Annotated in this window: 21 protein-coding genes and 1 tRNA gene; 10 read left to right on the forward strand and 12 right to left on the reverse strand. The window is 69.2% G+C overall.

Features of this window, described 5'->3' with window-relative positions:
• Nucleotides 1-1197: FHA domain-containing protein (locus tag BIV24_RS30130; protein ID WP_425442605.1), on the forward strand; the 1197-nt coding region annotated here is incomplete at its 5' end.
• Nucleotides 1198-1212: 15 nt separating this feature from the next.
• On the opposite strand, the gene BIV24_RS30135 is transcribed toward BIV24_RS30130, so the two are convergent.
• On the reverse strand, nt 1213-2187 hold the full coding sequence (locus tag BIV24_RS30135) for a methyltransferase domain-containing protein (protein ID WP_071369644.1): 975 nt from the start codon (nt 2185-2187) through the stop codon (nt 1213-1215).
• Nucleotides 2188-2352: 165 nt separating this feature from the next.
• Between BIV24_RS30135 and BIV24_RS30140 the strand changes: the two genes are divergently transcribed.
• Nucleotides 2353-2766 (forward strand): globin, encoded by a 414-nt coding sequence (locus tag BIV24_RS30140; RefSeq protein ID WP_071369660.1) that lies wholly within the window; start codon nt 2353-2355, stop codon nt 2764-2766.
• A 9-nt stretch (nt 2767-2775) separates the two neighbouring features.
• Here BIV24_RS30140 and BIV24_RS30145 read toward each other — a convergent pair whose 3' ends face one another.
• Genes BIV24_RS30145 through ettA form a run of 3 tightly spaced genes read right to left on the reverse strand, consistent with a single transcriptional unit; the run spans nt 2776 to nt 5536 of the window.
• Nucleotides 2776-3462 carry a DUF8185 domain-containing protein gene (locus tag BIV24_RS30145; RefSeq protein ID WP_071369645.1) on the reverse strand — a complete coding sequence of 229 codons (687 nt, stop codon included), beginning with the start codon at nt 3460-3462 and terminating at the stop codon, nt 2776-2778.
• Complete coding sequence (locus tag BIV24_RS30150; RefSeq protein ID WP_071369646.1) at nt 3459-3869, reverse strand: acyl-CoA thioesterase; 411 nt, start codon at nt 3867-3869, stop codon at nt 3459-3461. Before BIV24_RS30150 ends, BIV24_RS30145 begins: the two co-directional genes overlap by 4 nt.
• Nucleotides 3870-3871: 2 nt before the next feature.
• Nucleotides 3872-5536 (reverse strand): energy-dependent translational throttle protein EttA, encoded by a 1665-nt coding sequence (gene ettA / locus BIV24_RS30155; RefSeq protein ID WP_071369647.1) that lies wholly within the window; start codon nt 5534-5536, stop codon nt 3872-3874.
• Between the two features lie 358 nt (nt 5537-5894).
• Between ettA and BIV24_RS36630 the strand changes: the two genes are divergently transcribed.
• Nucleotides 5895-6068 (forward strand): hypothetical protein, encoded by a 174-nt coding sequence (locus tag BIV24_RS36630; RefSeq protein WP_177198877.1) that lies wholly within the window; start codon nt 5895-5897, stop codon nt 6066-6068.
• A 232-nt stretch (nt 6069-6300) separates the two neighbouring features.
• Here BIV24_RS36630 and BIV24_RS30160 read toward each other — a convergent pair whose 3' ends face one another.
• Nucleotides 6301-8913: a DUF6185 family protein gene (locus BIV24_RS30160; RefSeq protein ID WP_071369648.1), complete on the reverse strand. Its 2613-nt coding sequence runs from the start codon at nt 8911-8913 to the stop codon at nt 6301-6303.
• A gap of 228 nt (nt 8914-9141) precedes the next feature.
• On the opposite strand from BIV24_RS30160, the gene BIV24_RS30165 reads away from it, so the two are divergent.
• On the forward strand, nt 9142-9528 hold the full coding sequence (locus BIV24_RS30165) for a hypothetical protein (RefSeq protein ID WP_071369649.1): 387 nt from the start codon (nt 9142-9144) through the stop codon (nt 9526-9528).
• 1291 nt (nt 9529-10819) lie between these two features.
• A complete protein-coding gene (locus tag BIV24_RS30170; RefSeq protein WP_425442606.1) occupies nt 10820-11749 on the forward strand; it encodes an FG-GAP repeat domain-containing protein in 930 nt (309 codons plus the stop codon).
• Between the two features lie 155 nt (nt 11750-11904).
• Here BIV24_RS30170 and BIV24_RS30175 read toward each other — a convergent pair whose 3' ends face one another.
• From BIV24_RS30175 to BIV24_RS30190, 4 genes are all read right to left on the reverse strand, one after another.
• The gene (locus BIV24_RS30175; RefSeq protein WP_245767007.1) at nt 11905-13314 is read right to left on the reverse strand and encodes a Cys-Gln thioester bond-forming surface protein; all 1410 of its coding nucleotides are present in this window, start codon (nt 13312-13314) and stop codon (nt 11905-11907) included.
• A gap of 284 nt (nt 13315-13598) precedes the next feature.
• Entirely contained in the window at nt 13599-14087 is a 489-nt protein-coding gene (locus BIV24_RS30180; protein WP_071369651.1) for a single-stranded DNA-binding protein, read from the reverse strand.
• A 249-nt stretch (nt 14088-14336) separates the two neighbouring features.
• Nucleotides 14337-16409: a YfjP family GTPase gene (locus tag BIV24_RS30185; RefSeq protein WP_071369652.1), complete on the reverse strand. Its 2073-nt coding sequence runs from the start codon at nt 16407-16409 to the stop codon at nt 14337-14339.
• 4 nt (nt 16410-16413) lie between these two features.
• Nucleotides 16414-18021 (reverse strand): dynamin family protein, encoded by a 1608-nt coding sequence (locus tag BIV24_RS30190; protein WP_177198878.1) that lies wholly within the window; start codon nt 18019-18021, stop codon nt 16414-16416.
• Between the two features lie 307 nt (nt 18022-18328).
• Here BIV24_RS30190 and BIV24_RS30195 point away from each other — a divergent pair.
• The 4 genes from BIV24_RS30195 (at nt 18329) to BIV24_RS30210 (ending at nt 19849) form a co-directional block, all read left to right on the forward strand.
• Nucleotides 18329-18401 (forward strand) — tRNA-Arg (locus tag BIV24_RS30195).
• Nucleotides 18402-18545: 144 nt separating this feature from the next.
• Nucleotides 18546-18815 (forward strand): type II toxin-antitoxin system Phd/YefM family antitoxin, encoded by a 270-nt coding sequence (locus BIV24_RS30200; protein ID WP_062145112.1) that lies wholly within the window; start codon nt 18546-18548, stop codon nt 18813-18815.
• Nucleotides 18805-19260 (forward strand): type II toxin-antitoxin system VapC family toxin, encoded by a 456-nt coding sequence (locus tag BIV24_RS30205; protein WP_071369654.1) that lies wholly within the window; start codon nt 18805-18807, stop codon nt 19258-19260. Before BIV24_RS30200 ends, BIV24_RS30205 begins: the two co-directional genes overlap by 11 nt.
• 154 nt (nt 19261-19414) lie before the next feature.
• Complete coding sequence (locus tag BIV24_RS30210; protein ID WP_071369655.1) at nt 19415-19849, forward strand: VOC family protein; 435 nt, start codon at nt 19415-19417, stop codon at nt 19847-19849.
• Nucleotides 19850-20234: 385 nt separating this feature from the next.
• On the opposite strand, the gene BIV24_RS30215 is transcribed toward BIV24_RS30210, so the two are convergent.
• The 3 genes from BIV24_RS30215 to BIV24_RS30225 form a co-directional block, all read right to left on the reverse strand.
• Complete coding sequence (locus BIV24_RS30215; RefSeq protein ID WP_071369656.1) at nt 20235-20432, reverse strand: site-specific integrase; 198 nt, start codon at nt 20430-20432, stop codon at nt 20235-20237.
• A gap of 103 nt (nt 20433-20535) precedes the next feature.
• Nucleotides 20536-20910, reverse strand: coding sequence for a nuclear transport factor 2 family protein (locus BIV24_RS30220; protein WP_071369657.1), 375 nt, complete (start codon nt 20908-20910; stop codon nt 20536-20538).
• Entirely contained in the window at nt 20907-22364 is a 1458-nt protein-coding gene (locus tag BIV24_RS30225; protein ID WP_079168657.1) for an MFS transporter, read from the reverse strand. Before BIV24_RS30225 ends, BIV24_RS30220 begins: the two co-directional genes overlap by 4 nt.
• 106 nt (nt 22365-22470) lie before the next feature.
• On the opposite strand from BIV24_RS30225, the gene BIV24_RS30230 reads away from it, so the two are divergent.
• Nucleotides 22471-23193 carry a TetR/AcrR family transcriptional regulator gene (locus tag BIV24_RS30230; protein ID WP_071369658.1) on the forward strand — a complete coding sequence of 241 codons (723 nt, stop codon included), beginning with the start codon at nt 22471-22473 and terminating at the stop codon, nt 23191-23193.
• Nucleotides 23194-23245: the final 52 nt, after the last annotated feature.

The raw sequence follows: 23245 nt of genomic DNA on the forward strand, positions 1-23245 counted from the left end.
GGCTACGGCTTCCCGGCGCCGGGTTCGCCCCCGCCCCCTCCGGGCGCGGGCGGTCAGTCCGGGGGACGTCCGCCGGTACCCGCCGCGCCGGATTCCGAACCGGAACTGTGCCCGCAGTGCCGCACGCCCCGCGAGGGCGCCGCGCCGTTCTGCGAGGAGTGCCGGTGGAACTTCCTGACCAACAGGGCAACCTCGTACACCCCCGCCGCACCGCGCCCGTCGGCGCCGAACCCGGCGATGCGCTTCGCGCAGGGCGGCCCGACCGGGCCCGACTCGTACGACTACCACGGCTCCCGGCCGTCGCAGATGAACCGTCCCGCGGAGCCGATCCCGCCGGGCCCGCCGTTCGGCAGCGAGCCGTCCGGGCCCACACACTTCGGCGGGGACTCCTCGCGCCCGTCGGTCTTCGGGGCCGATCCCTCACGTCCGGTCCCGCCGCCGCCCGGGCCCACGCCCGGTGGACCCGGCGGTCCCGGGATGCCCGGCGCTCCCCGGAACAGCGCGCCGGCGGCCCCGCAGGCCTTCCAGCAGGGCGGCCCGCCACCCGCGTTCCAGCAGCCCGCTCCGCCTCCCCCGCCGCCGGCCCGGGGCTTCCCACCGCCGGCCGCTCCGCCGCAGTCCGACGGCCCGGCCTTCGGCGGCGACAACGACGACTGGGTGATCTCGCCGCCCTCGTCCTCCCCGGCGGCCGGGGCCCCGGCCGGCCCGGGAGGTCCCGGCGCCGAGCGCCCCGGAGGCGGTCAGGGCGGTGGCTACGGCTACCCGCAGCCCGCCTCCGGTCAGGCCCCCGCGGCGACCTGGACCGCGACCGTCGGCCCGGACCGCGAGTACTTCATGGCGATGATGCAGCGCTCCGGCCCCGAGGCCACGGGCCTGAACCTGCCGGCGTACTCCCCGGAGCAGCAGCGCACGCTCACCGGCGACCAGGTCACCATCGGCCGCCGCCGCCACTCCACCGGCGACACCCCCGACATCGACCTGTCGGTGCCGCCGGAGGACCCGGGCGTCTCGCACCAGCACGCGGCCCTGGTCCAGCAGCCGGACGGCTCCTGGGCAGTCGTCGACCAGAACTCCACGAACGGTACGACGGTCAACGGCGCCGACGAGCCCATCCAGCCCTTCGTACCGGTACCCCTGCAGGACGGCGACCGGGTGCACGTGGGCGCGTGGACGACGATCACCATCCGCCGGGGCTGAGCGGCGCGGCCTGTATCACGGCAGCGGCCAGGTGTACGGGCCCTCCGGGGCGTCCAGCCACGCCCAGGAGCGCTCGCCGCTGACCGTGATCCCGAACCGCTCGCGCGTGGGCTGCTGCTCGCGCTCCCACAGGGTGTACGCCTCGTACGGGTCGAGGCTGTCGGCCGTCAGGGTCAGCAGGAACCGGAACAGTTCGCTGCTGCGGGCCCGACGCGGCAGCCCGCCCGCGTACGGTGGCTCGGGCCGGATGCCGCCGCGCAGCGGTACGAAGTAGGCGGGCGTGTGCAGGAAGTGCCCCTCGGCATGCCCTGCGTCCCGCACCCGTAGGGCGATCAGCCCGGTCGCGAAGGGCGCGAGGATGCGCGCATCCGGACGGCACTGCGCCAGCCACGCGCCCGGGATCGCGTTCAGCGTGCAGGTCGCGATGATCCTGTCGTAGGGGGCGCGTGCCGGTACGCCGCGGGCGCCGTCGCCCGTGACCACGGCCGGGTGGTGGCCCGCGGCCGCCAGGTGCTGCCGCGCGGACTCGGTGATCTCGGGATCGAGGTCGATGGAGGTGACTTGGTCGTCGCCGAGGCGGTGGGCGAGCAGGGCCGCGTTGTATCCGGTGCCTGCGCCGATCTCCAGGACGGTCATCCCGTCCTCGACCCGCAGTTCGGTCAGCATCATCGCCATAAGGGAGGGCTGGCTGCTGGAGGAGAACAGCTCGCCGTCACGCACCCGGGTGGCCAGCGGGGTGTCGGCATACGCGCCGCGCAGCCACTCCTCCCGGCGCCGCGGATCGGGGTCGCCGACCCATCGGCGCTCGTAACCGCCCAGATCGCCGATGTAGTAGTAGGGCACGAAGAGATGGCGCGGCACCGCCGCGAACGCCTCCCGCCAGGCGGGATCGGCGTCCCAGACGCCGCTCGCGTCGATCTCCCGCACGAGTTCCGCCCGCACCGATGTGGCGAGGTTCTCCAGATCGTGATCGAGAGCGTGCGCGGTCATACCTCCACTGTGCTGCGGGCGGCGACGCGGGGCGAGCACCACGGACGACACCATGGATGAATGCGGCATTCCGGGCGCCGCCGGATGGCGGCCTGCCCGGAAGCCCCGGTGTGTGTGACGGCCCTGGTCCTAAGCCTGGAGACCTCGGCCGCGGCGTCTGAGACCATGGGTGATGTGACAGAGATTCGGCGCGGCACGCTTCAGGAGCAGACCTTCTACGAGCAGGTCGGCGGGGAGGAAACCTTCCGGCGCCTCGTTCACCGTTTCTACGAGGGAGTCGCCGAGGACCCGCTTCTGCGGCCCATGTACCCCGAGGAGGACCTGGGTCCGGCCGAGGAGCGTCTCGTGCTGTTCCTGATCCAGTATTGGGGCGGCCCGACGACGTACGGCGAAAAGCGCGGCCATCCCCGGCTGCGTATGCGCCACGTCCCGTTCACCGTGAACAGGGCTGCCCATGACGCCTGGCTGAAGCACATGCGGGTCGCCGTGGACGAGCTCGGCCTCTCGGAGGAGCACGAGCACGTGCTGTGGAACTACCTGACGTACGCGGCCCAGGCGATGGTGAACGCGCCCGACTGAGCCGTCGGCTCAGCGGACGCTGACGTCCAGGGCACCGAGCCCCGCCCGCCGTACGGCGATCGACCCGTACGGCGTGCGCAGCCGGAGCCACGCACCCGACGAGAGCAGCGCCAGCGGTTCCTGGCCGGGTGCCGGTGCGGCGGGGCGCAGGAAGCCCAGGGACTGCGCCGCGTGCACGACCCGCACCGGAAGCCCGGTGTCCCCCACCGTGCGGGACCAGATCTGCCTGCCGATCCGGTCGAGTGCGGCACGTGTCCGCCGCTCGGGGGTCAACTCCTCCGTACGCGACCGGAATTCGGCCACTGCCGCGGCCACGGTCGCCCGCAGGGCGTCGGACACCGGCAGGCCCGGTACGGTCCGCCAGCCGCCGCGCGGCGGGAGGACCCCGGCCCACGGCGGTCCGGTGACGGCGCCCGGCACACTCGCCGTGGCCCCCGCCTCCTCCACGGATTCCAGAAGTTCACCGGCCGAGACGGTCACATCGAGCCGGACGTCCAGCCCGTTCTCGTACGGCTTGGCGAGCCGCACCGCACGGATGGCGAGCACCTCGAAGGACGGCGGGCGCCCGAACACCGCCAGCGTCGTCCCGGCTGCCTGCAGACGCACCGCGGCACCACGGTCGTAGTGGAGCAGCCGGGACAGGAAGGCGGCCAGATCCGCCGCCTCCCCGTCGTCGGCGAGATGGAGCACCGTCATGCGGCGACGGCCTCCTCCTTGTCGTCGGTGTACTCCCGGAGGAACTCGCGCTCCTGCGCGGTGATCCGGCGTGGCCGCTGCGCCGCGAAGTCGAACGGCACTATCACCGTCGAGGCCCGGACGTAGATCTGGTCCGGGTCCTTGACCTCGTAGGCGAGCGTGAAGGACGCGGCCTTGATCTCCGTGACCCACAGCTCGATGTCCACCGGCGCGTGCCGGTGGACCAGCTGCCGCTTGTAGTCGATCTCATGGCGCGCCACCACGGACCCCTGCTGGAACTCCTTGTCCGGGCGGAACAGGAAGTCGATACGGGCCTCCTCCAGATAACGGAGGAACACGACGTTGTTGACGTGGCCGTACGCGTCCATGTCCGCCCAGCGCAGCGGGCAGCGGTAGATGTGCCGCAAGATCAGCCCCGGGTCAGCTTCTTGTAGGTGGCACGGTGCGGACGGGCGGCGTCCGGGCCGAGACGCTCGATCTTGTTCTTCTCGTACGACTCGAAGTTGCCCTCGAACCAGAACCACTTGGAGTCACCCTCGTAGGCGAGGATGTGCGTGGCCACGCGGTCCAGGAACCACCGGTCGTGGGAGACGACGACGGCGCAGCCCGGGAACTCCAGAAGGGCGTTCTCGAGCGAGGACAGCGTCTCCACGTCCAGGTCGTTGGTGGGCTCGTCGAGCAGCAGCAGGTTGCCGCCCTGCTTCAGGGTGAGCGCGAGGTTGAGGCGGTTGCGCTCACCGCCGGACAGGACACCGGCCGGCTTCTGCTGGTCCGGGCCCTTGAAGCCGAACGCGGACACATACGCGCGCGAGGGCATCTCGACGTGGCCGACGTTGATGTAGTCCAGCCCGTCGGAGACGACCTCCCACAGCGTCTTCTTCGGGTCGATGTTCTCGCGGCTCTGGTCGACGTACGAGATCTTGACGGTCTCGCCCACCTTGATCGAACCGGTGTCGGGCTGCTCCATGCCCTGGATCATCTTGAACAGCGTGGTCTTGCCCGCACCGTTCGGGCCGATGATGCCGACGATGCCGTTGCGCGGCAGGGTGAAGCTGAGGTTGTCCACGAGGACCTTCTCGCCGAAGGCCTTGTTGAGCTGGTCCACCTCGACCACGATGTTGCCCAGGCGCGGGCCCGGCGGGATCTGGATCTCCTCGAAGTCCAGCTTCCGCATCTTGTCGGCCTCGGCGGCCATCTCCTCGTAGCGGGCCAGACGCGCCTTGGACTTGGCCTGGCGCCCCTTGGCGTTGGAGCGGACCCACTCCAGCTCGTCCTTGAGGCGCTTCTGCCGCTTGGCGTCCTTCTGGCCCTCGACCTTGAGGCGGGTGGCCTTGGTCTCGAGGTACTTGGAGTAGTTGCCCTCGTAGCCGTGGAGGCGGCCGCGGTCCACCTCGCAGATCCAGCCGGCGACGTTGTCCAGGAAGTACCGGTCGTGGGTGACCGCGACGACGGTACCGTCGTACTTGGCCAGGTGCTGCTCCAGCCAGTTCACGGACTCGGCGTCGAGGTGGTTGGTGGGCTCGTCGAGCAGCAGCAGGTCGGGCTGCTCCAGCAGCAGCTTGCACAGCGCGACGCGGCGCTTCTCACCACCGGAGAGGTTGGTGACCTGCCATTCGCCGGGCGGGCAGCCCAGGGCGTCCATGGCCTGCTCCAGCTGGGAGTCCAGGTCCCACGCGTTGGCGTGGTCGAGGTCCTCCTGGAGCTTGCCCATCTCCTCCATCAGCTCGTCGGTGTACTCGACCGCCATCTGCTCGGCGATCTCGTTGAACCGGTCGAGCTTGCCCTTGATCTCGGCGACACCCTCCTGGACGTTCTCCAGGACGGTCTTCTCCTCGTTCAGCGGGGGCTCCTGGAGCAGGATGCCGACGCTGTAGCCGGGCGTCAGGAACGCGTCGCCGTTCGACGGCTGCTCAAGACCCGCCATGATCTTGAGGACGGTCGACTTACCGGCACCGTTCGGGCCGACGACGCCGATCTTCGCACCCGGCAGGAAGCTCAGGGTGACGTCGTCGAGAATCACCTTGTCGCCGTGCGCCTTGCGCGCCTTGCGCATGGTGTAAATGAACTCAGCCAAGAGAAACCGTCCGGCAGCTTGAAATCTGGCAGTGGGCAGATACACCCCATCTTGCCTGACCGCCACCCCAGGATGGAAACCAGTCCGGCCGGGGGGCCGTGACCTGGAGGTTCGCCGTTGCGGACGGCTGCCCACCTGTCACTGTCGGTCGCCGTTGGTCGGCCTCGGGTGACCTCGGACGGCCCAGGGACGGCCCAGCCGACCCGCGCCCGCCAGAGACCGGAGCCGTACCGCATCATGTGCGTCATGTCACTGACCCGGCCCTGACCGGCAGACCCGCGAGTTCCAGTGCGGCTGCTGCAACGCCCCCATCGAGCGCGCCTGGAACTTCGTCTACGCGGACGGAGCACCGTACGCGGTGTACTTCGCGAACTGCTACCACCACCGGGACCGGGATCACGACGCGTGGATAGACGTGATCTTCGGGACGTGGGGCGTCGGGTCCGACCAGTGGGACGTCCGGGACGTGACGTTCGCCGAGGACGCCTCCCAGCTGCGGACCGGCGCCGCACCCCGCGCCATGGCGACCTGACGCAACCTCGCCATCGGCGCCCTCCGCCTCGCCGGGAAGACCAACATCGCCGCCGGCCTCCGGCACAACGCCCGCTACGCGGGCAGACCGCTCGCCCTCCTCGGACTCACATGATCACGAAACGGACGCCACGCGACTACGCCGAAGCGCTGCGCCCTGAGCCGACTGCACAACCTCAGGGATTGACATGCAGGACGGCGAACGCGAACGCCATCTTCGTGAATCGGGACCGTCAGAGGTGGGCCAGGTTGTACGAGATCGTCGCGGCAAGCCCGAGCTGGGTAAGAAGCCAGGCGATCTGTCCAGAGAGGCCTTGCAGTTGGTAGATGGACAGCAACAGAGCGAAACGGCTGGGCCAGAACTGCCGTTCCTCCCTGAATGTTGCCGTGTCCATCCAGATACCGGTGAGCGTCAGAGTCGCGAGCATCAGCAGGACATACACGAACAGGTAGCCGTAATCCGCGTCGGTCACATGGATCTCCCATGCGATCAAACCGGTGGGGATGACGTAGGCAATACTCAGGCTTCCCGCACGCACGGGGCCGCGGTGCCCGGGCAACAGACGCCACAGCGCACCGAGGACGAAGCCGGCCACGGCCCATGCCGCCTGATAGAGCAAAAAACTCGCGACGGCATCAGGAATACCGGTCGGCGTGTAAAGGATTTGATACCTGGACCAGGACCTGCGCACGTTTAGAAACACGAGGGCGCCACTGGCCGGAAACCCGAAACAGAAGGCCAGGCGAGCAGCATGCAGCGCATTGGACCACCAGTGGCCTTCCGGCCCCCAGGCCAGGGCGACATCCAGCACAGAGATCTGTTCGGGCGGATTCTCCCTCCCGCACCCGGCGACCAGCCACCGGCGCAGCCCATGCATCTGATCTTCCAACTGCTCGCACGTGACGCCACCGGCGCGACCTTGGTCCAACAGGTGCAGTTGGTGGTTCAGATTGCGATACTGGTGGGCTCTTTTCATCAATTCATGGCGTTGCCTCCCGGTGCTCATCCTCTGCTCGTAGAAGTGCTCTCCCATCTGCCCCAGCACAGACCATCGGCGCCCAACGGCGAGAACCACGTACAGCGAGCAGATGCTCAGCAGGAGCCAAACGGATTGTCCGTGGATGTCCGACAACCTGAAACCTCTCAGCCCCACGAAGAGGGCAAACACCGCGGCAATCAGCAGAAGATCAGTCCTTTCCGGACCCAAGGCCATGCGCTCCTCTTTGCTGCCTGTTCGAGGAGGCTGAGCCTGGGCGCGAAAGTGCAGCAGCGCCAAGAGCGCGACACCCGTCACGATCCAACTGTAGGCAAAAATCCACGAGATGTAGGTGAACGAAAAATTCGCCAGGAATTTTCCGACGTCTTCCCTTCGATCAGTCAGCCACGTGACGCGTTTCCACTGACGGTCGTTCACCCACCAGCCACATGCCAGTAGGGCCACGGTGAACGCCCCCAGAAGAGCTCCGACGGCTGCGATCCAGCGGAGCGGTGCCCTGTCCCACTTGGCGGTCCAGGACGCGCGGACCAGTCCTCCTTCCTGTGCGAAGCGCCAAGCCCATGCGACCATCGCAGCCAGCCACAACCACAGCGTCGCCAGGCCCATCAGCACAAGTCCGGCCCCGCGGGCGACGGTGGGCTCCCCTTTCGGCTTGAGGCCCGCCGGCAGGCTGAAGAGTTCAAGGGCCAGCACCATCAGCATGCCGACGCCCCCCACCGTCGAGGCGGTTGCGATGACGGCCCGAGCCTGACGGCGCCGGGAGCCGTCGGCGCTCACGGAGTCGTCAGTGCTGACGGAGTCGCCGGAGTCGTCGGTCCCGACGTCCGGCGCGGCGGGTGACACGCCGCGACACCAAGGGCGGGCAACGAGGACCAGTGCCCACCCCGCAGCAATACAGATGAGGGTGCTCCACCATGTTGGGTGGGGCTGTTTCCAGATGAGCAGAAACAGCATCAGGGCGACCGCCGCGCTGAGCAGGGCCCACTGCAGAACCGCCTGCGCGGGGCTTTCACCGCGCGTACCCGTCCCCTTCGCCGCCCCCGGCGCGACGGACGCACCCGCCCCCTTCGCCGGCCCTGGCGCAGAGGACGGCTCCAGGCGCTGAACACGGAGCGCGGCCAGCGCGATCACAATCGAGGCGGACACCCACCACGAGGCGATACTGGCTTTACCAACGAACGACCGGTCCTCGCTCAGGGACAAGGACCGCTCCCACGGCAGGTCGACTTCGATCCTGATCCGCTCGGGTCGCTGATGGTTCCACACAAGTGTGCTCTTGTTCGCAGACGACGCGAGTTCCGAGCGATCACTGAAATGGAGGTCGTCCAACTGGGCCCGGACGCGCTCCCAGGACGCTTTCTGCAGAGTCGGCGGCCGGAGGAGAACATTCCAGGTCTTTCCCCCGGCGGCGACGAGTTCCCAAGGCCCGACCCGGACGGGTTTGTAACTTTCGATCCAGGTGAACGCGTCGTACTGCACTGTGACCCAGTTGTCCTGGGCGGTCCCCCGCGGCTCATGGGGGCGCAACTCGTCGTTCCGTCGGGCATTGTCCCGTCCGCGCAGCAGGCAGCGCATTGCTTCGCGGTATTGAGAAGTTCTCTCATTGAATGTCAGATGCCGTGCATGACGCCATTGACTAGGCACCTTGACCGTCATTCTGGAAGACACCTTGATGTAATTCTTGTGATGCTGATCGAACCGAATCTCGGCATCGACGATGCTGGAGTCGAGTTGATCCGTCCGGCAGAAGTCACCGGTAACCTGCCGCGCCTCAGCAGGAGAACAGCCCCACCACATCACAGCCACGACCACCAGCGACAGCAGTCGCCACCACCGGACCTCCGCCAATGCGCCGACTCCTCCTCCTTGCCGCGCGTACACCGCACCCTCATCCGTGACGCACGGTCCGGCACGGAACACCATGGAGCATTCAGACACGGCCCTTCACGTGTCATGCACGGACACACAGAGGGAGCCCACACCCCACTCCTTCGGCCGAAGCCGGCGAAATTGCAAGGACACGGTCAGAGACTGATACTGGGGTCAAATGGCCGTCAACCACTTGACGGAGGAGCCATGACCGACGCAAAGGTGTCCGCTCCGAGAAGGCCGCTTCCCCGCTTCGAGGAAGCCGAAGGGCTGGGACCCCAGGATGCGGAATTCGTCCGGGACCTGGTGGCGGTGCTGGAGAGGCACGGTAACTTGAACCGTTTCGGCCTGTGCCTTCTGCACGACCATTTCCCGCTCGCCGCGGACGAGGTCCTGGTGGAAACCAACGATCCCACGGCCCGCGCGCTGCACACCCACGTGGAGAAGGCGGACAGGACGCGGCACATCAAGGCCTCGCAATGGCGGTTCATGCCACACGAGCAGAGCGCAGGGTCCGGGCAAGACCCGTATCAGGCTGTCCTGCTGTGCTCCCCGCTCGACCTGTGCCCGGGGCGCGAGCAGGAAGGTTCCTGAGTCGCCGTCACCTGGGCTGCGTCGGCGACAACGCCCACACCAACTCATCCGCACCGACCGGAGGTTCCCCTCCCCGCGATCGTCTACGTGAGACGGTACAGCCGAGGTCGGCGGAGCGACTCTGGCCTGGAGCTGCTTTGGCGCGAGCAGTCATGGCCCCGTAAGTTTCCGGCGCGTCGGGCAATCTGTGGAACCTGCCCGGTAAAGCACGACGTTGGGGCCATGATCTTCGAGGCTCGCGCCAAAGTGGCTGGCTAAAGTCGTGGAGCCGACCGCCCCAGCCACAGCGGGTTTTCCTCCTCGCCCGCTGCACGTGGAGCGCCGCCGGGCGCGGCCAGCCGGGGCGGGGACAGGAGGCAGGCCGCGCCACTGAGGCGGCGCGTGCCCGCGCTGTGCGCGGGCCTTGATGCCGTCGGCCGGCCTCGGACGCCCCAGCGTGCATGCGGACCGAGCCCCCTGCCGATGCCACTGTCCGTGGTTGCGGTGCGACCGCCATGGAGGGCGACGTTTCAGACATCGGCTGTCCTGAAAGATCAACTGGTGGCCGTTCGTCTGCATAGATCCCTCCCGACGCCCGGGCAAACCCCCGGATCAGATCGAACCCATACGGCACTTCCCAGGACGCAATCCCGCAACGCGAACACAACCCGCCCGCCACGACCGCCCGTCGCCCCCATATGTTCAAGCGAGAATGAGTCGGATGGAATCGCAATAGGGGTAAATCGACCCTGTTTAGAGGTCAATCTCCCATCGCGAGGCTTTGCTCCCCAAGCCTCGATACCCGCGCCATTCCCTCACCACCAGCACGGCTTTGACCGCGGGCCGCACTCTGTGGTGATCGACGCATGACCGGCCCTCCCCTTGCCCCCTTGCCGTGAGGCGCCACGGCCCCGTTCGGTCCCGGGGTCCGGCTTGCCGCGGCGGGGACCAGAAGGCCTCGCGGCCATCCGCATCGCGCCGCGCAGCCCAGACGAACACGCCGCGGACGTTGTATCACCCCGGGCCCGTCCACCCCGTATATGGCACCGGTTCGTTCCCCCGGTGCGTGGCTTGGGGCGACGGACAACCGGAGCACCGCCCGCGGCAGATCGATTCGCTATCAGACAGCGGACACGCAGAAAAGGTTGTACGCCTCGCGTTGCACTTCTGTTTCCATCCGGTACCCACTTCATACCCGAAGTTAATTCGGATGGGAATGTAAGTGACCTGTGAAAAGATCGCGAAGTACTCCGGACCGCTGGGCCGTACCTCGGCCCGCGGCCCGATCCCCATGACCAACTGGAGGACCCACGTGGCCAAAAGCTCCGGCCTGAACACGCGTCGTGCCCTGGCACGTGCCACGGCTGCGGCGCTCACCGCCGCTCTGGTGGCGACCGGCACGAGTGCGGCGGTTGCTGCCGATGGGCCGGGAGGCACCGTGTCCCGGCAGTCCGTCGACCTGAAGGCGTCCGGCACCTCGAAGTTCGCCTCCTCCGCCCTGCCTGGCGACGCCCCGATCAACCCGCTGTCCGGCGTGGACGGCAAGGGTGTCATGTATGACTACTGGCCCAGCGGCAAGGGCGGCCTCGATCCCCGCGAGTGGTCGGGCGATGGCTGGGGGTCCGTCCGCACCATGACGCAGGTGGACCAGGACGCCGACGGCTCCGCGGACGGCATCTGGTACGTCTCCGCAGGCGGACAGCTTTACTACCAGTCGTGGGGTGGCGATCCCACCCTCGTCGGCAACGGCTGGAAGATCTACAACCAGGTGTTCTCGGCCGCGAGCCTCGGCGGCGGCACCGCCGACGACCTGCTCGCCCGCGACACCTCCGGTGTGCTGTGGCTGTACCTCGGCTACGGCAACGGCAAGCTGACCCAGCGCTACAAGGTCGGCAGCGGGTGGAACACGTACACCCACATCACCGGCAAGGGCGACCTGACCGGCGACGGCAAGGCCGACATCGTCGCCAAGGACACCGCGGGTGTGCTGTGGCTCTACAAGGGCACGGGCAACTACAAGGCGCCGTTCGCGCCCCGCACGCGTATCGGCTCCGGGTGGAACACGTACAACAACCTGGTCTCCGTCGGCGACATCGACATCGACGGCATCACCGACCTGATCGCCCGCGACAAGACTGGCGCCCTGTGGCTGTACAAGGGCACCGGCAACGCCGCCGCCCCGTTCAAGTCCCGGGTGAAGATCGGCACTAGCGGCTGGAACACCTACCGCCTCCTCTTCTGAGCCGGCCCCGCGCCTCGGCGAGCGAATCTCGCTGAGGATCGATCTGCGCGACACGAAGGGCCGCGCCCTGGTGGAACCGGGGCGCGGCCCTTCGTGATGCACGGAGGACTGCACCTCATGGCAGCTCGGCTGTCACTGCCGGTCGTCGCCGCCGATCAGTCCCGCGTCGTGGTCTTCTTCACGCGGAGCAGGAGGAGGGCGCCACCGCCGATCACCACCAGGCCGATGGCCGTGCCCGCGATGAGCGGAGTCGTGTTCGAGGCTCCCGTCTCGGCAAGGTTGGATTCCACGGCCGCAGGGCTGCCCGCCGTCACCGGACTGGGCTCACTGAGCGTCTGCGTCGTCAGGCCGACCGCGCTTCCCTCGGTCTTGCAGTCGAGGACGCCCTTGAACCGCTTCTGGTAACCGCCCGGCCCCTTGATCGTGAAGTCGTAGGCCTGACCCTCCTGCAACGGGATAGTCACCGTCTGCGACTTTCCCACCGCTATGGTGTGCTCGGTCCCCATCAGCGCGAACGTGAACGGCTCGTCGCCCTTGTTCACCGCGGTGATGTCCACTCCGCCCTTGGCGCAGTTCTTCTCGCCCGACAGGGCGGGTATCGCGCCCGTCATGGCCCAGTTCGCCGTCGCGGTCGCCGAGACGGTCGACTCGCTGGAACCGGCGAGTATCTGCGTCTGGCTGCGAGTCTCCGAGGCGAAGGCCCGGCCGACCGGAACGGTGGTCGACGCCTGCACGGACAGCTCGACCCAACCGTCCTGCGCATCCTTGGGCACCTGGAAGTAGATCCGGCTGCCGTCGGTCGCGGACGTGACCGTCTTGCCGTCCTTGCCCACGATCTTCACCCCGCTCGCCGTGGCGTCGGCCGGCGGCCTGACCGTGACGCTGTCCGCGTTGGTGTGCACCGTAACCGGGCCGAGCCGCTCACCGGGGTGGCCCGAGACCGCGGGCGGGTCGAGGGTCAGGGAAGCGGCGGGCTCCGGGAGATTCCGTGCGCTCTTCTCCAGGTAGTCCGCGAGCTTCTCCGCCTTCGGGTCGACCGCGTCCACATCGGCGCCGTCCGAGTAGCGCCAGATCGCCACCTGCGTGCCGGCCGCCGCGTCCTGCTCGGTGAGGCTCTTGACTCCGGCCTTGGCTGCCAGCGCCGCAAGATCATTCACTTGCGGGTAGGAGTTCCGCAGGATCCAGCGGATCTTTCCGGCGTTCTTGTTGCCGCTCAGGGAGGTGCCGCTCCAGGGCGTCTCGTGATACCTGGCGTCCTTCTGCGTCGGAGTGTGGATGTCGATGCAGTAGGTCTGCAGGGTGCCGCCGTTGTCGACGGACATCTCGAACAGACCTGCCGGCACCTGCTCGTCCGTGCCGCCGTTGTGGATGACCGCGGCACCGTACGTCTTGAGGCCACCTATGGTCGCGGTCGCACCACCCTCGCTCTGCGGCGCCCCGTCGGCGGCCGCCACGCCCGCGGTGGCCAGCAGGCCCGCCGCGGCGAGTCCCGACACCAGCGTCGCGGCGGCGAGGCGGGCGGCCCCCTGCCTGCGCCGGAACGGCACGGAAAGCGAAGAAAACACAGAATTCCCCTTCGAGCAGGACCCGTTGACATGGGGGGTTGCGGTCCCACCAGCAGAATCAGAAGCCCCGAGAGCTATGCCCGGCATCCTAGGGACGCGGCGCATCCCACTTCCCAATCACATCGTCGGACAACCGATCCGACTCGGAATCGTTATCGCCCTCAAGGCCCGCGAGCTGCACTTATCGACAAATCCACGGGGGCACTTCGGATCTTGGTTGGCATATTCACCCATAGGCGGCAGTCCGGGCAGAAAAGAGCGAACGACCCTGGGCTTGCCTGACATCACGTCATACCGACTGGTTCCGGGCGCGGTTGATCCTCTGTTCCCGGCCGATCCCTTGTCCCGGGCCGACTTGTCGGCCCTGTCTCCCAGTCGGGCTCGGGCTGCGGTGACGCCCCCGGCTGCGCCTCGGACCTGGACGGCCGCCGGAACGCCGATGTCCCGCGCGCCAGATCGTGACCGATCGCTGCCGCGTCGAGGTCCGCGGACAGCCACCCCTGCCCGTCCCGCTGCTCGGTCCGCACCTTCAGCCGCCCCTGCACGATGAGCGGATCACCCACGGAGACGGACGCCGCGACGTTCGTGGCGAGCGCGCGCCGGGCCCACACCGTGAAGAAGTTCGTGTGCCCGTCCGTCCACACGTTCTTCTCACGGTCCAGATACCGTGCTGTCACCGCCAGCCGAAAGCGTGCCGTGGGCCCCGTCGGCGACTCCCGGTACACCGGCTGCGTGGCCACGTTGCCCACCACGCACACCATCGTCTCGTTCATGACCCCTCCCTCACCCCGGCTTCCGTGCCGGGCCAAAACGCGTACGGGCCCGTCCCGTACGGCTGCGTCTGCCGCGGCGGCCACGCCATGTCACTTACCGCCGCCGGTGCGGCGACCGCGATCGCCACGAGGCCAGACTGCCTCCGTCGGTCCGAGCCCGCTGAGCGCTGTGGGCAACCGCCCGGTTGTGGACAACTCCGTCACCTGAACGAGAGCCTCCGCCCCGGTCCGGACTCCCCCAGACGGGACTCACCCCACCCGCGCCCCCGCTCCGGCCCCCGTGACCTTCGCGTACTGCTCCCGAACCTCCTGGTACCGCAGCAGTTCCGCCGCCACCGGATCCAGCACCCGGGCTCGCCCGCATCCGGCGGCCGCCTCCCGCAACCGCCGTTCCGCCTCGAGCCCGTACCGCCGGGCCGGTGCGCGGGCGGCCATCCGGCAGCTCCACTCGATGGCAGGACCGCCGATGACGCCGACCGCCATCAGCAGCATCGGCACCCCCAGGTTCGCCGGCATGAATCCGACGACCTGCCCCAACAGCCACAGCACACCGATGACTTGGAAGAACGTCATCGACGCCTGGGCGAGCACCGAGGCGGGCCACCAGCCGGGCCGGGGCGGCCGCTCCGGCGGCGTGGCGGCCCGCACCGCAAGTTCGTCCAGTGCCTCCGGCAGCTCCTGTGCGCCGCGTACCGCGGCTTCGCGCACCGCCTGGGCCCAGGGCGCGGGCAACCCGCCCGCGGCCCGGTCCGCCACCGTCCGTACGGCCTGCTCGACGCGCTGCCGCGCGGTCGCCTCCTCATCCACGGGCGCAGGCACCGGCAGCCGTCCCGTGGTGGGGGCGCGCCGGTCCCGGCACCACCGCCACAGCCGCAGCCAGGGCGTGCCGCACGCACGGTTGGCGTTGCGCAGCCAGGCGCGTTCGGCAGCCTCGCCCGCGGCAGTCGCGCCCACCGCGTCCGCCAGTCGCCCGGCGAACTCCTCGCGTGCCTCCTCGCTGAGGCCCATACGCTGCCCTGCCGCGTAGACGGGCCGCAGCCGGACGGCAGCCGCGTCCACATCGGCGGAGACGCGACGTGCGGCCGCCCCGCGCTCGGCCACGAACTGTCCGAGCGCCTCGCGCAGTTCGCCCATGCCCTCCCCGGTGAGCGCGGACAGCGCGAGCACGGTCGCGCCCGGCTCTCCGTACTCCCCCAGGGCGATCCCGTCCCCGTCGAGCAGCCGTCGCAGGTCGTCGAGCACATGGTCGGCGGCCTCCCCGGGCAGCCGGTCCACCTGGTTGAGGACGACGAACATGACCTCGGCGTGCCCGGCCAGGGGCCGCAGATAGCGCTCGTGGAGGACGGCGTCGGCGTACTTCTCGGGGTCGACGACCCAGATGATCGCGTCGACGAGTTCGAGGATGCGGTCGACCTGCTCTCGATGCTGCACGACTGCGGAGTCGTGGTCGGGGAGGTCGATCAGGACGAGCCCGTCCAGCCGGGACTCGCCGTCCGCGTTCTGCACGGGGCGCCGGCGCAGCCTCCCCGGGATGCCGAGCCGGTCGATGAGGCCGGCGGCGCCGTCGCTCCAACTGCATGCGATCGGCGCTGCGGTGGTCGGCCTGCGCACGCCGGTCTCCGAAATGGCCACCCCGGCGAGCGCGTTGAAGAGCATCGACTTGCCGCTACCGGTAGCGCCCGCGACGGCGACCACGGTGTGCTCCCCGGAGAGCCTGCGGCGCGTGGTGGCCTCGTCCAGGACCCGGCCCGCCTCGGCGAGCGTGTCGCCGTCCAACCGGGTCCGCGACAGGCCCACCAGCTCGCGCAGCGCGTCCAGCCGCGATCGCAGGGGCCCGTCGTATGCCAGGGGCTCGGGCTGTCGTACGGCCGTGCCGCGGGGCCCCACGATCACGGCCACCTCGTGCGCGGCGGCCGTCTCGGGCAGGCGTCTGGCGATCAGCCCGTCGTCCCAGCCGGTCCCGGTCTCGGTGCCGTCCGCCAAACCGTCGCGCTCCACACACGCGTGGAGATCATCGTCCTGCGCCCGTACCTGCGGGGGCCCGGCCGCCGAGCAGACAGCCGCGGAACCATCCCGCGCACCGGTGTCCGCATCCGCGTCATCCTGCGCACCCGCCTCACCCTTCACACTGGTGCGGTCGGCACGGCGCCCTTCGCGCGCGTGCTCGCCGTCGTCTCCCTCATGGGTGGCGGCGGGCTGTTCGCAGGGAGCGGTCCCGCGCCGCTCGCGCTCGGGCCGCTTCCCGGCCACCAGTACGACCCTGTCCGAGGGCTCGCCCTGGGGATGCTCGGCATGGCCCGTGTGGTCAGTGACGGCAGTCACCGGGTCACCTCTCCTTCTCCAATACGGACAGCGCGGCGATGAGTTCGGCCTGGGGCTCCGCGCGGACGTCTAGGGCGTCGAGGGGGGCGAGACGGCGCTCGCGTTCGGTGCGCAGCGCCCGGTCGAGGTACTCGGAGAGCAGTCGGGCGGCTCGGTCGCGCAACCGCAGCGCCCCCTGCGCGCCGATCCGCTCGGCGAGCCCCTCGCCGGCCGCCTGTGCCCGGTGTCCGCCCAGGAGGGCCGTGGCGACCAGGGCGGACACCGCCTCGGCGTCCGGGGCGATGCTCTTGTCGAGATCGCGCACCTCGTCCTCGGCGTACTCCTCGAGAACGCGCCGCCAGCGTCGTACGGTCATCCCGATCCGATGCTCGGCGCTCTCCAGAATCGGGTCACGGTTCATCACTTCGGGTGCGTTCGCCGCTGGTTCGCGCTGCCAAGCCGAGTCGACACGCTCGTCGGCGGCCGTGACGGCGCACAGCAGCAGCGTGCTCAGATTGTCGACAAGGGCGTCCATCAGTTCACCCGGGCCGCAGTCGAGCGGATAGCTGCGCCACCGCTTCAGCGCGTCGCCGGCAAGAACGGCACCAGCCTGCAAACGGTCCTGTACGCGCGCGTACTCGCCGTCGTACGCGGTGTCGACGGCGGCGGTGAGCCGCAGCGCGGCCGCGTGCTGGGCGGCGGCGGCGCCGGCCAGTTCGGACATACGGGACTTCAGGGAGCCCAGGACGCCCTGTGCCGTACGGGCCATAGCGGCCTGTCGGACGGCGGGGTCCTGCACCTGACCCGTGAGCCACGCACGCAGGGGCGCGACAGCGGTGGCAGGCAGGAGCCCCCCACCCCAGGCGGACTCGGGCAGCTCGGGCACGGTGAAGCGAGGCAACTCGCCAAGCCCGGCCTTGGTGAGCAGGGCGCCGTACTGCCGGGAAACCTCCGTGATCACCTGATGCGGGACCCGGTCGAGCACGGTGACGAAGGTCGCCCGGTGCTCCTTGGCGGTCCGCAGCAGATGCCAGGGCACGGCGTCGGCGTACCGGGCGGCCGTCGTGACCAGGACCCAGATGTCGGCGGCGCAGATCAGCTCGGCGGCGAGGATCCGGTTGCCGACGACCAGGGAGTCGATGTCGGGAGCGTCCAGGAGAGCGAGCCCCTGCGGAATCGTGTCGGCCGTCTCGATGCGCAGCACCCGCTCCTCGCGTCCGGCGACTGCGTGCAGTTCGTCGCCGGACTCCTGGTGGGGCACCCACACGCGGCTGAGGTCGGGCAGGACACGCATGCCGCTGAACCAGTGATGGTCCCGGGGATGGCAGACGAGCACGGGTACACGGGTGGTGGGCCGCAGCACGCCGGCCTCGCTGACCTTGCGGCCCACAAGGGAGTTGACGAGAGTCGACTTGCCGGCCCCGGTGGATCCGCCGACGACGGCCAGCAAGGGTGCTTCGGGTTCTTTCAGCCGGGGCACCACATAGTCATCGAGCTGTGCGAGAAGCTCGTCGCGGTTGGCACGCGCGCGTGGCGCCCCCGCCAGGGGCAGCGGGAAGCGTGCGGCGGCGACATGGTCGCGCAGGGCGGAGAGTGCGTCGAGCAGCTGAGGCCGTACGTCCAAGGTCACCACATGCGAAGAATGCCCAATTTTGGAGGCTTTCTGAAGCATATGAGGCTGCCTGCGCGCCGACAGAACGCAACGGACGGAAGGGACGACTGGGACGCAGGCATAACGAGTACACAACACCCGGGGCGCGAGGCGTCAAAAGCGGTGCACGATTCGCACCTGCCTGCGATTATCGGGATCGCTTCACTGAACCTCCACATCGAGCCACGGAGGTGAAGCAGCAGGGACGAGGAGCCGGGAGCCCTATCCTTGTCCCCGGCAAGGTCACGGATCGGCCCACGCCCGGGCACCGCGACAGGCCACCACACCGGCCCCCGTAGCTCAGTGGATAGAGCAGGCGCCTTCTAAGCGCTTGGCCGCAGGTTCGAGTCCTGCCGGGGGCGCACATAGCCTCTCACCTGCGGAAACGCGTGAGGGGCTCTTTCATGCCCTGATGCACATCGCTCTAGGGGCAGGCACCTTCACCTGTCCACGATCGCGGGTAACGGTGTAGCACCGAGTAGCACACCTTCGCTATCGTGGACAGCATGACAGCGCAGCCGGAGATCACTCAGCGCGATCTGCGCACCCGCTCCAAAGAGATCATGGACGCCGTCCAGGGAGGACAGGCGTTCACCGTCACCCGCGACGGGCATCGTGTCGGCGAGCTGATCCCGCTCCGCCGCCGTCGCCGCTTTGTTCCCCGTGCCGAGTTCGCGGCCATGTCACGTACTGCCCCTGACATCTCGCTGGACGCCTTCCGCGACGACCAGGACGCCGTCGTCGAGCAGGAGTTGGACGACCCGTATGCCCGTTGAGCACGAGCAAGGCCTGCTCGACACCAACATCATGATCCTGCGCAAGTGGATCGACGCCGACGAGCTACCTGCCGAGATGGCCATCAGCGCCATCACCCTCGCGGAACTCTCCGCAGGCCCCCACCAGGTGCGCGGCGGCGAGCAGAGCGACTACGACGAACACGCCGAGCGGGCTCGCCGCATGGACGTCCTGCAGCGCGCCGAAAACGAATTCGACCCCATCCCCTTCGACGTGGAGGCGGCCCGCATCTACGGCAGGATCTGCGCCGCCGTCGTCTCCGCAGGCCGCAAGCCCCGTCGCCGTGTGGCCGACCTGATGATCGCCGCCATCGCGGCCGCCGAGGGACTCCCCCTCTTCACCACCAACCCCGACGACTTCAAGGGCCTCGACGACTTGGTCACCATCGTGCCCGTCACCCGGCCCGAGATCCTGCACGACCGGTAGTGCCCCGTCCCCCCTGCCCTGCGCCGGAAGCCAAGGTGGTTCCACTCCCGGTCGCGGACACCCACCGCCCATCACCAACTCACGCCACGCGAGACCTCGATCGCTGCACGAAAATGGCGCCCGGAGTCTCGGCGCGCGCCCCTACAGTTGCCCGATGACGCCGATCAAGAAGTTCCAAGTCACCTTCGACTGCGCAGGACCTGAGCGGCTCGCTCGTTTCTGGTGCGAGGTGCTGGGGTACGTCATACCGCCGCCACCGGCGGGGTTTGCAAATTGGGACGATTTCAAGCGTTCGCAGCCGCCTGAGCAGCGGGATTCCTGGTTCGCCTGCGTCGATCCCTCAGATGTGGGCCCGCGGCTGTACTTCCAGCGCGTCCCGGAGGGGAAGGCCGCCAAGAACCGGGTGCACCTTGATGTGCGGGTCGGCACCGGACTCGTGGGGGAAGAGCGCCTCGCCACACTCCAGGCCGAGTGCACGCGACTGGTCGCGCTCGGCGCGGTTCACGTGCAAACGCTGCTTGCCGATGGCACCAACGAGTCGTGCATCCCGATGCAGGACATCGAGGGCAACGAGTTCTGCATCGACTGAGAGGCCGCGAACATGCCTTCGCCTTGTACCCATGAGCCAGGGCGAAGGCACGAGGCGCGGTGATCAGCCAAAGGTCTCCCGGAAATGACAGCAAGCGCTTTGACTGCATTCGTTCGCGAGCGACCGGCGAAGACGCAGGTGAGCACATCGCTCGGCCCCTGACACCTTCTAAGCGCTTGGCCGCAGGTTCGAGTCCTGCCGGGGGCGCCATTGAGAGCCCTCCCCAGTGGGAGGGCTTTTTGCTGGTCAGAGCACGTTTCACCAGACACGGCGAAGCCCCGGACACTCCCCCGACGGTCAAGGGGAGGCTCCGGGGCTGTCCGGCTGTCACCGGGTTTTCGCGGATGGCCGTGTCGAACACGTGTCGAAGTCTTCGGCCGGGACCTCAGCCTGCGTCCGGCACCTCGGGAAGATCACCCGCAGCTTCGAGCCGCCTCTTGAGATCAGGAAGCCGCCCCTCGACACACCGGGCGTAGGTGGCCAGCAGCACGGGGACGCTGTTACCGGCCCAGTCCGCCACCTGGGCGGGCGGTACCCCGTCGTTGAGCCACTTCGTCAGGCGCGTGTGACGGTTGTCGTACACGCGCCCAAGAGCTGTCCCGTGAGTCACCGCCGGTGGACTTGAAGTCCACCGGCGGTGACTTTTGCCGAAATCAGAGACCGAAATCAGCTTGGGCCGATGCGCGTCACGCCGATGCGTCGAAGAAGTTGTCCGCCCTGGCGATGCGCCCGTCCTCGACGAGGAGGACCACGCGCCCGGTGGCCACGGGCGTATCGGAGCCCGGCACGCCGAGGGTCCAGGCAGACAGGACCATGCCGCGCTGCGACTGGGCGGCGTCGCGTACGGCGAAGACGAGGTCGCCGAGCTTCTCGTGCGCCACCTTGGTCAGGGAGTCGATACCCTCGTGGCCTTCCATGGCCGCCCAGTCGGGGTCGGTGTAGACGGTGTCGGGGGTGAAGGCAGCGGCGATGGCGGCGCGGCGGCGCTCGTCGTCCCGCTCGTTGAACACCTCGGTGAACTTGAGAGCGAGGTCGTAGGCGGCGGTGGTGTCGGTGCTCATCGGTTGATCTCCTGACGGTCGGTGGGGATGGGGGTGGATACGGCGGTCACCTCCGGCTCGGGCCGTTTCAGTACGAACCCGAGCAGCGCTCCGGCGACGGACGCGACGCCGGCAACGAGTGCGGCCGCATGCAGGCCGTGAACCAGGGCCGCATGCGCGGCGCCACGCGAACTGATGCCGTCCCGGCCAGAGTTGGCGATGGCGACGAGGAAGGCGAGGCCGACCGCGCCGCCGATCTGCTGGGCGGTGGTGGCGAGGGCGGAGGCCACGCCCTGCTCCTCCGCGGGGACACCCGACGACGCGGCCACGAACATCGCGGGGAAGGTGAGGCCGCCGCCGACGCCCCAGACGGCGATGCCGGGCAGCAGCGACCAGAACGAACCGCCTGCGGACATGCCCGCCCCCAGGGCGGCGATGCCGAGGCCGTTGACGGCCATGCCGGTGACGAGCGTCCTGCGGACGCCCCAGCGGGCCACCAGCGGCGGGCCGATCCGCAGGCTCGCCATCAGGGACACCGCGGTGAGCGGCAGGAACACCAGGCCCGCGCGCAGCGCGTCGTAGTGCAGGCCGTCCTGGAGGTAACCGGTGAGGAGGTAGTACGCACCGCCGAGCGCGCTCTGGAAGACGAGGATCACCAGCATCGCCGTGGCCAGACTGCGGTTGCGCAGCAGCCGCAGTGGCACGAGCGGGTCGGCCGTGCGCCGCTCGACGAGGACGAACACCGCGAAGAGCACGGCGCCGGCGGCCACCGCCCCCGCCCCGTGTACCGAGCCCCAGCCCGCTTCGGGCCCGCTGACGAGACCGAAGACGAGGAAGACGGAGGCGGCGGTGACGATGAGCGCGCCGGGCAGGTCGAAACCGCCGCGGCCGCGGTCCAGGCCCACTGCGGCGTCCCGCGCCAGCAGGCGGGGCGCCGCGAGCAGCGCGAGGGCCGCCAGCGGGACCATCACGTACAGCACCCAGCGCCAGCCCGCGAACTCGGTGACGACGCCGCCGAGCAGCGCACCGGCCGCGAGCCCGGCGCTGCCGCCGGCCGCCCAGACCGCGAGCGCCCGCACCCGGGCGGGCCCTTCGGTGAAGCCGGTGTTGACGAGGGAGAGGGTCGCGGGGGTGACCAGCGCGGCCCCGAACCCCTGCACCGCGCGGGCGGCGATCAGCACCCCGGGGCCGGTGGCGCCGCCGCCTGCAAGGCACGCGATACCGAACAGGGCGAGTCCGAGCATGAACATGCGGCGCTGCCCGAGTCGGTCCACGGCCCGGCCGCCGAGCAGCAGGAAGCCGCCGAAGCCGACGGCGTAGCCGCTGACGACCCATTGCAGGGACTGTGCGGTGAAGGCGAGCCCCGCGCCGATATCGGGGAGGGCGACGTAAACGATGTTGTAGTCGAGCGCGATGAGGAACTGGGTGAAGGCGAGCAGGGCCAGGCGCAGCCCTGCACGGGGAGGAGGGGACACGGTACGAGCCTCTCGGAACGAGACGACCACCACACGCCGTAGATTTACTACACAGCGTTCAGTACCGACACGCCGAACAGTAGCGCAACGCTGTAAGGTGTCAAGCGTGGATGATCGGAAACCAAGTCGTCGCGACCGGCTGCGGGCGGCAACCGCCCAGGAAATCAAGGCAGTTGCCCTCAACTTGATGGCCACCGGCGGGCCCGACGCGATCACGCTGCGCGCCATCGCACGGGAGATGGGCATGACCGCCGGTGCGATCTACGGCTACTACGCCACCCGCGACGACCTCATCACCACACTCATCGCCGACGTCTACACGTCCTACGTCGAGGCCGCCGAGGCCGCCGTGGCGAAGCTGCCCGAGGACGACGCGGTCGGCCGCGTGCTCACCTGGGCGGACGCGTTCCGCACCTGGTCGGTCTCCAACCCCGAGGGGTTCCGGCTGATCTACGGCGACCCCGTCCCCGGCTACCAGGAGCCCGAGGGCGGTCCGGCCGCCGACGCCGAACACCGCGCCTGCGCGGGACTCACCGCCCTCGTCGCCGCGGCCTGGCCGCACGCGGAGCCGCTGCACTCGGCCAACGGCGACGAGCCGGATTACGCGTGGGACGACTTCCACCCACAGCTCACCGACGAACTGCGCCGCACCTTCCCCCAGCTGCCCCCCGCGGGCGTGGCCCTCGCCATGCGTGTCTGGGGCCGGATGCACGGACTGGTCTCGCTGGAGGTGTACGGGCATCTGCGCAACCAGACGCGCGACCCGGCGAAGCTGTACCGCACAGAGATGCGGGATCTCGTCCGGTCTTTGGGACTCCGCCCCTACTAGGGCCTGTTCTGAGTTCCCCGTCGTCCGCGCGGAGCACGGGCGCAGCGGCGTT

This window comes from Streptomyces colonosanans (genome assembly GCF_001866645.1).
Taxonomy (GTDB): Bacteria; Actinomycetota; Actinomycetes; order Streptomycetales; family Streptomycetaceae; genus Streptomyces; species Streptomyces colonosanans.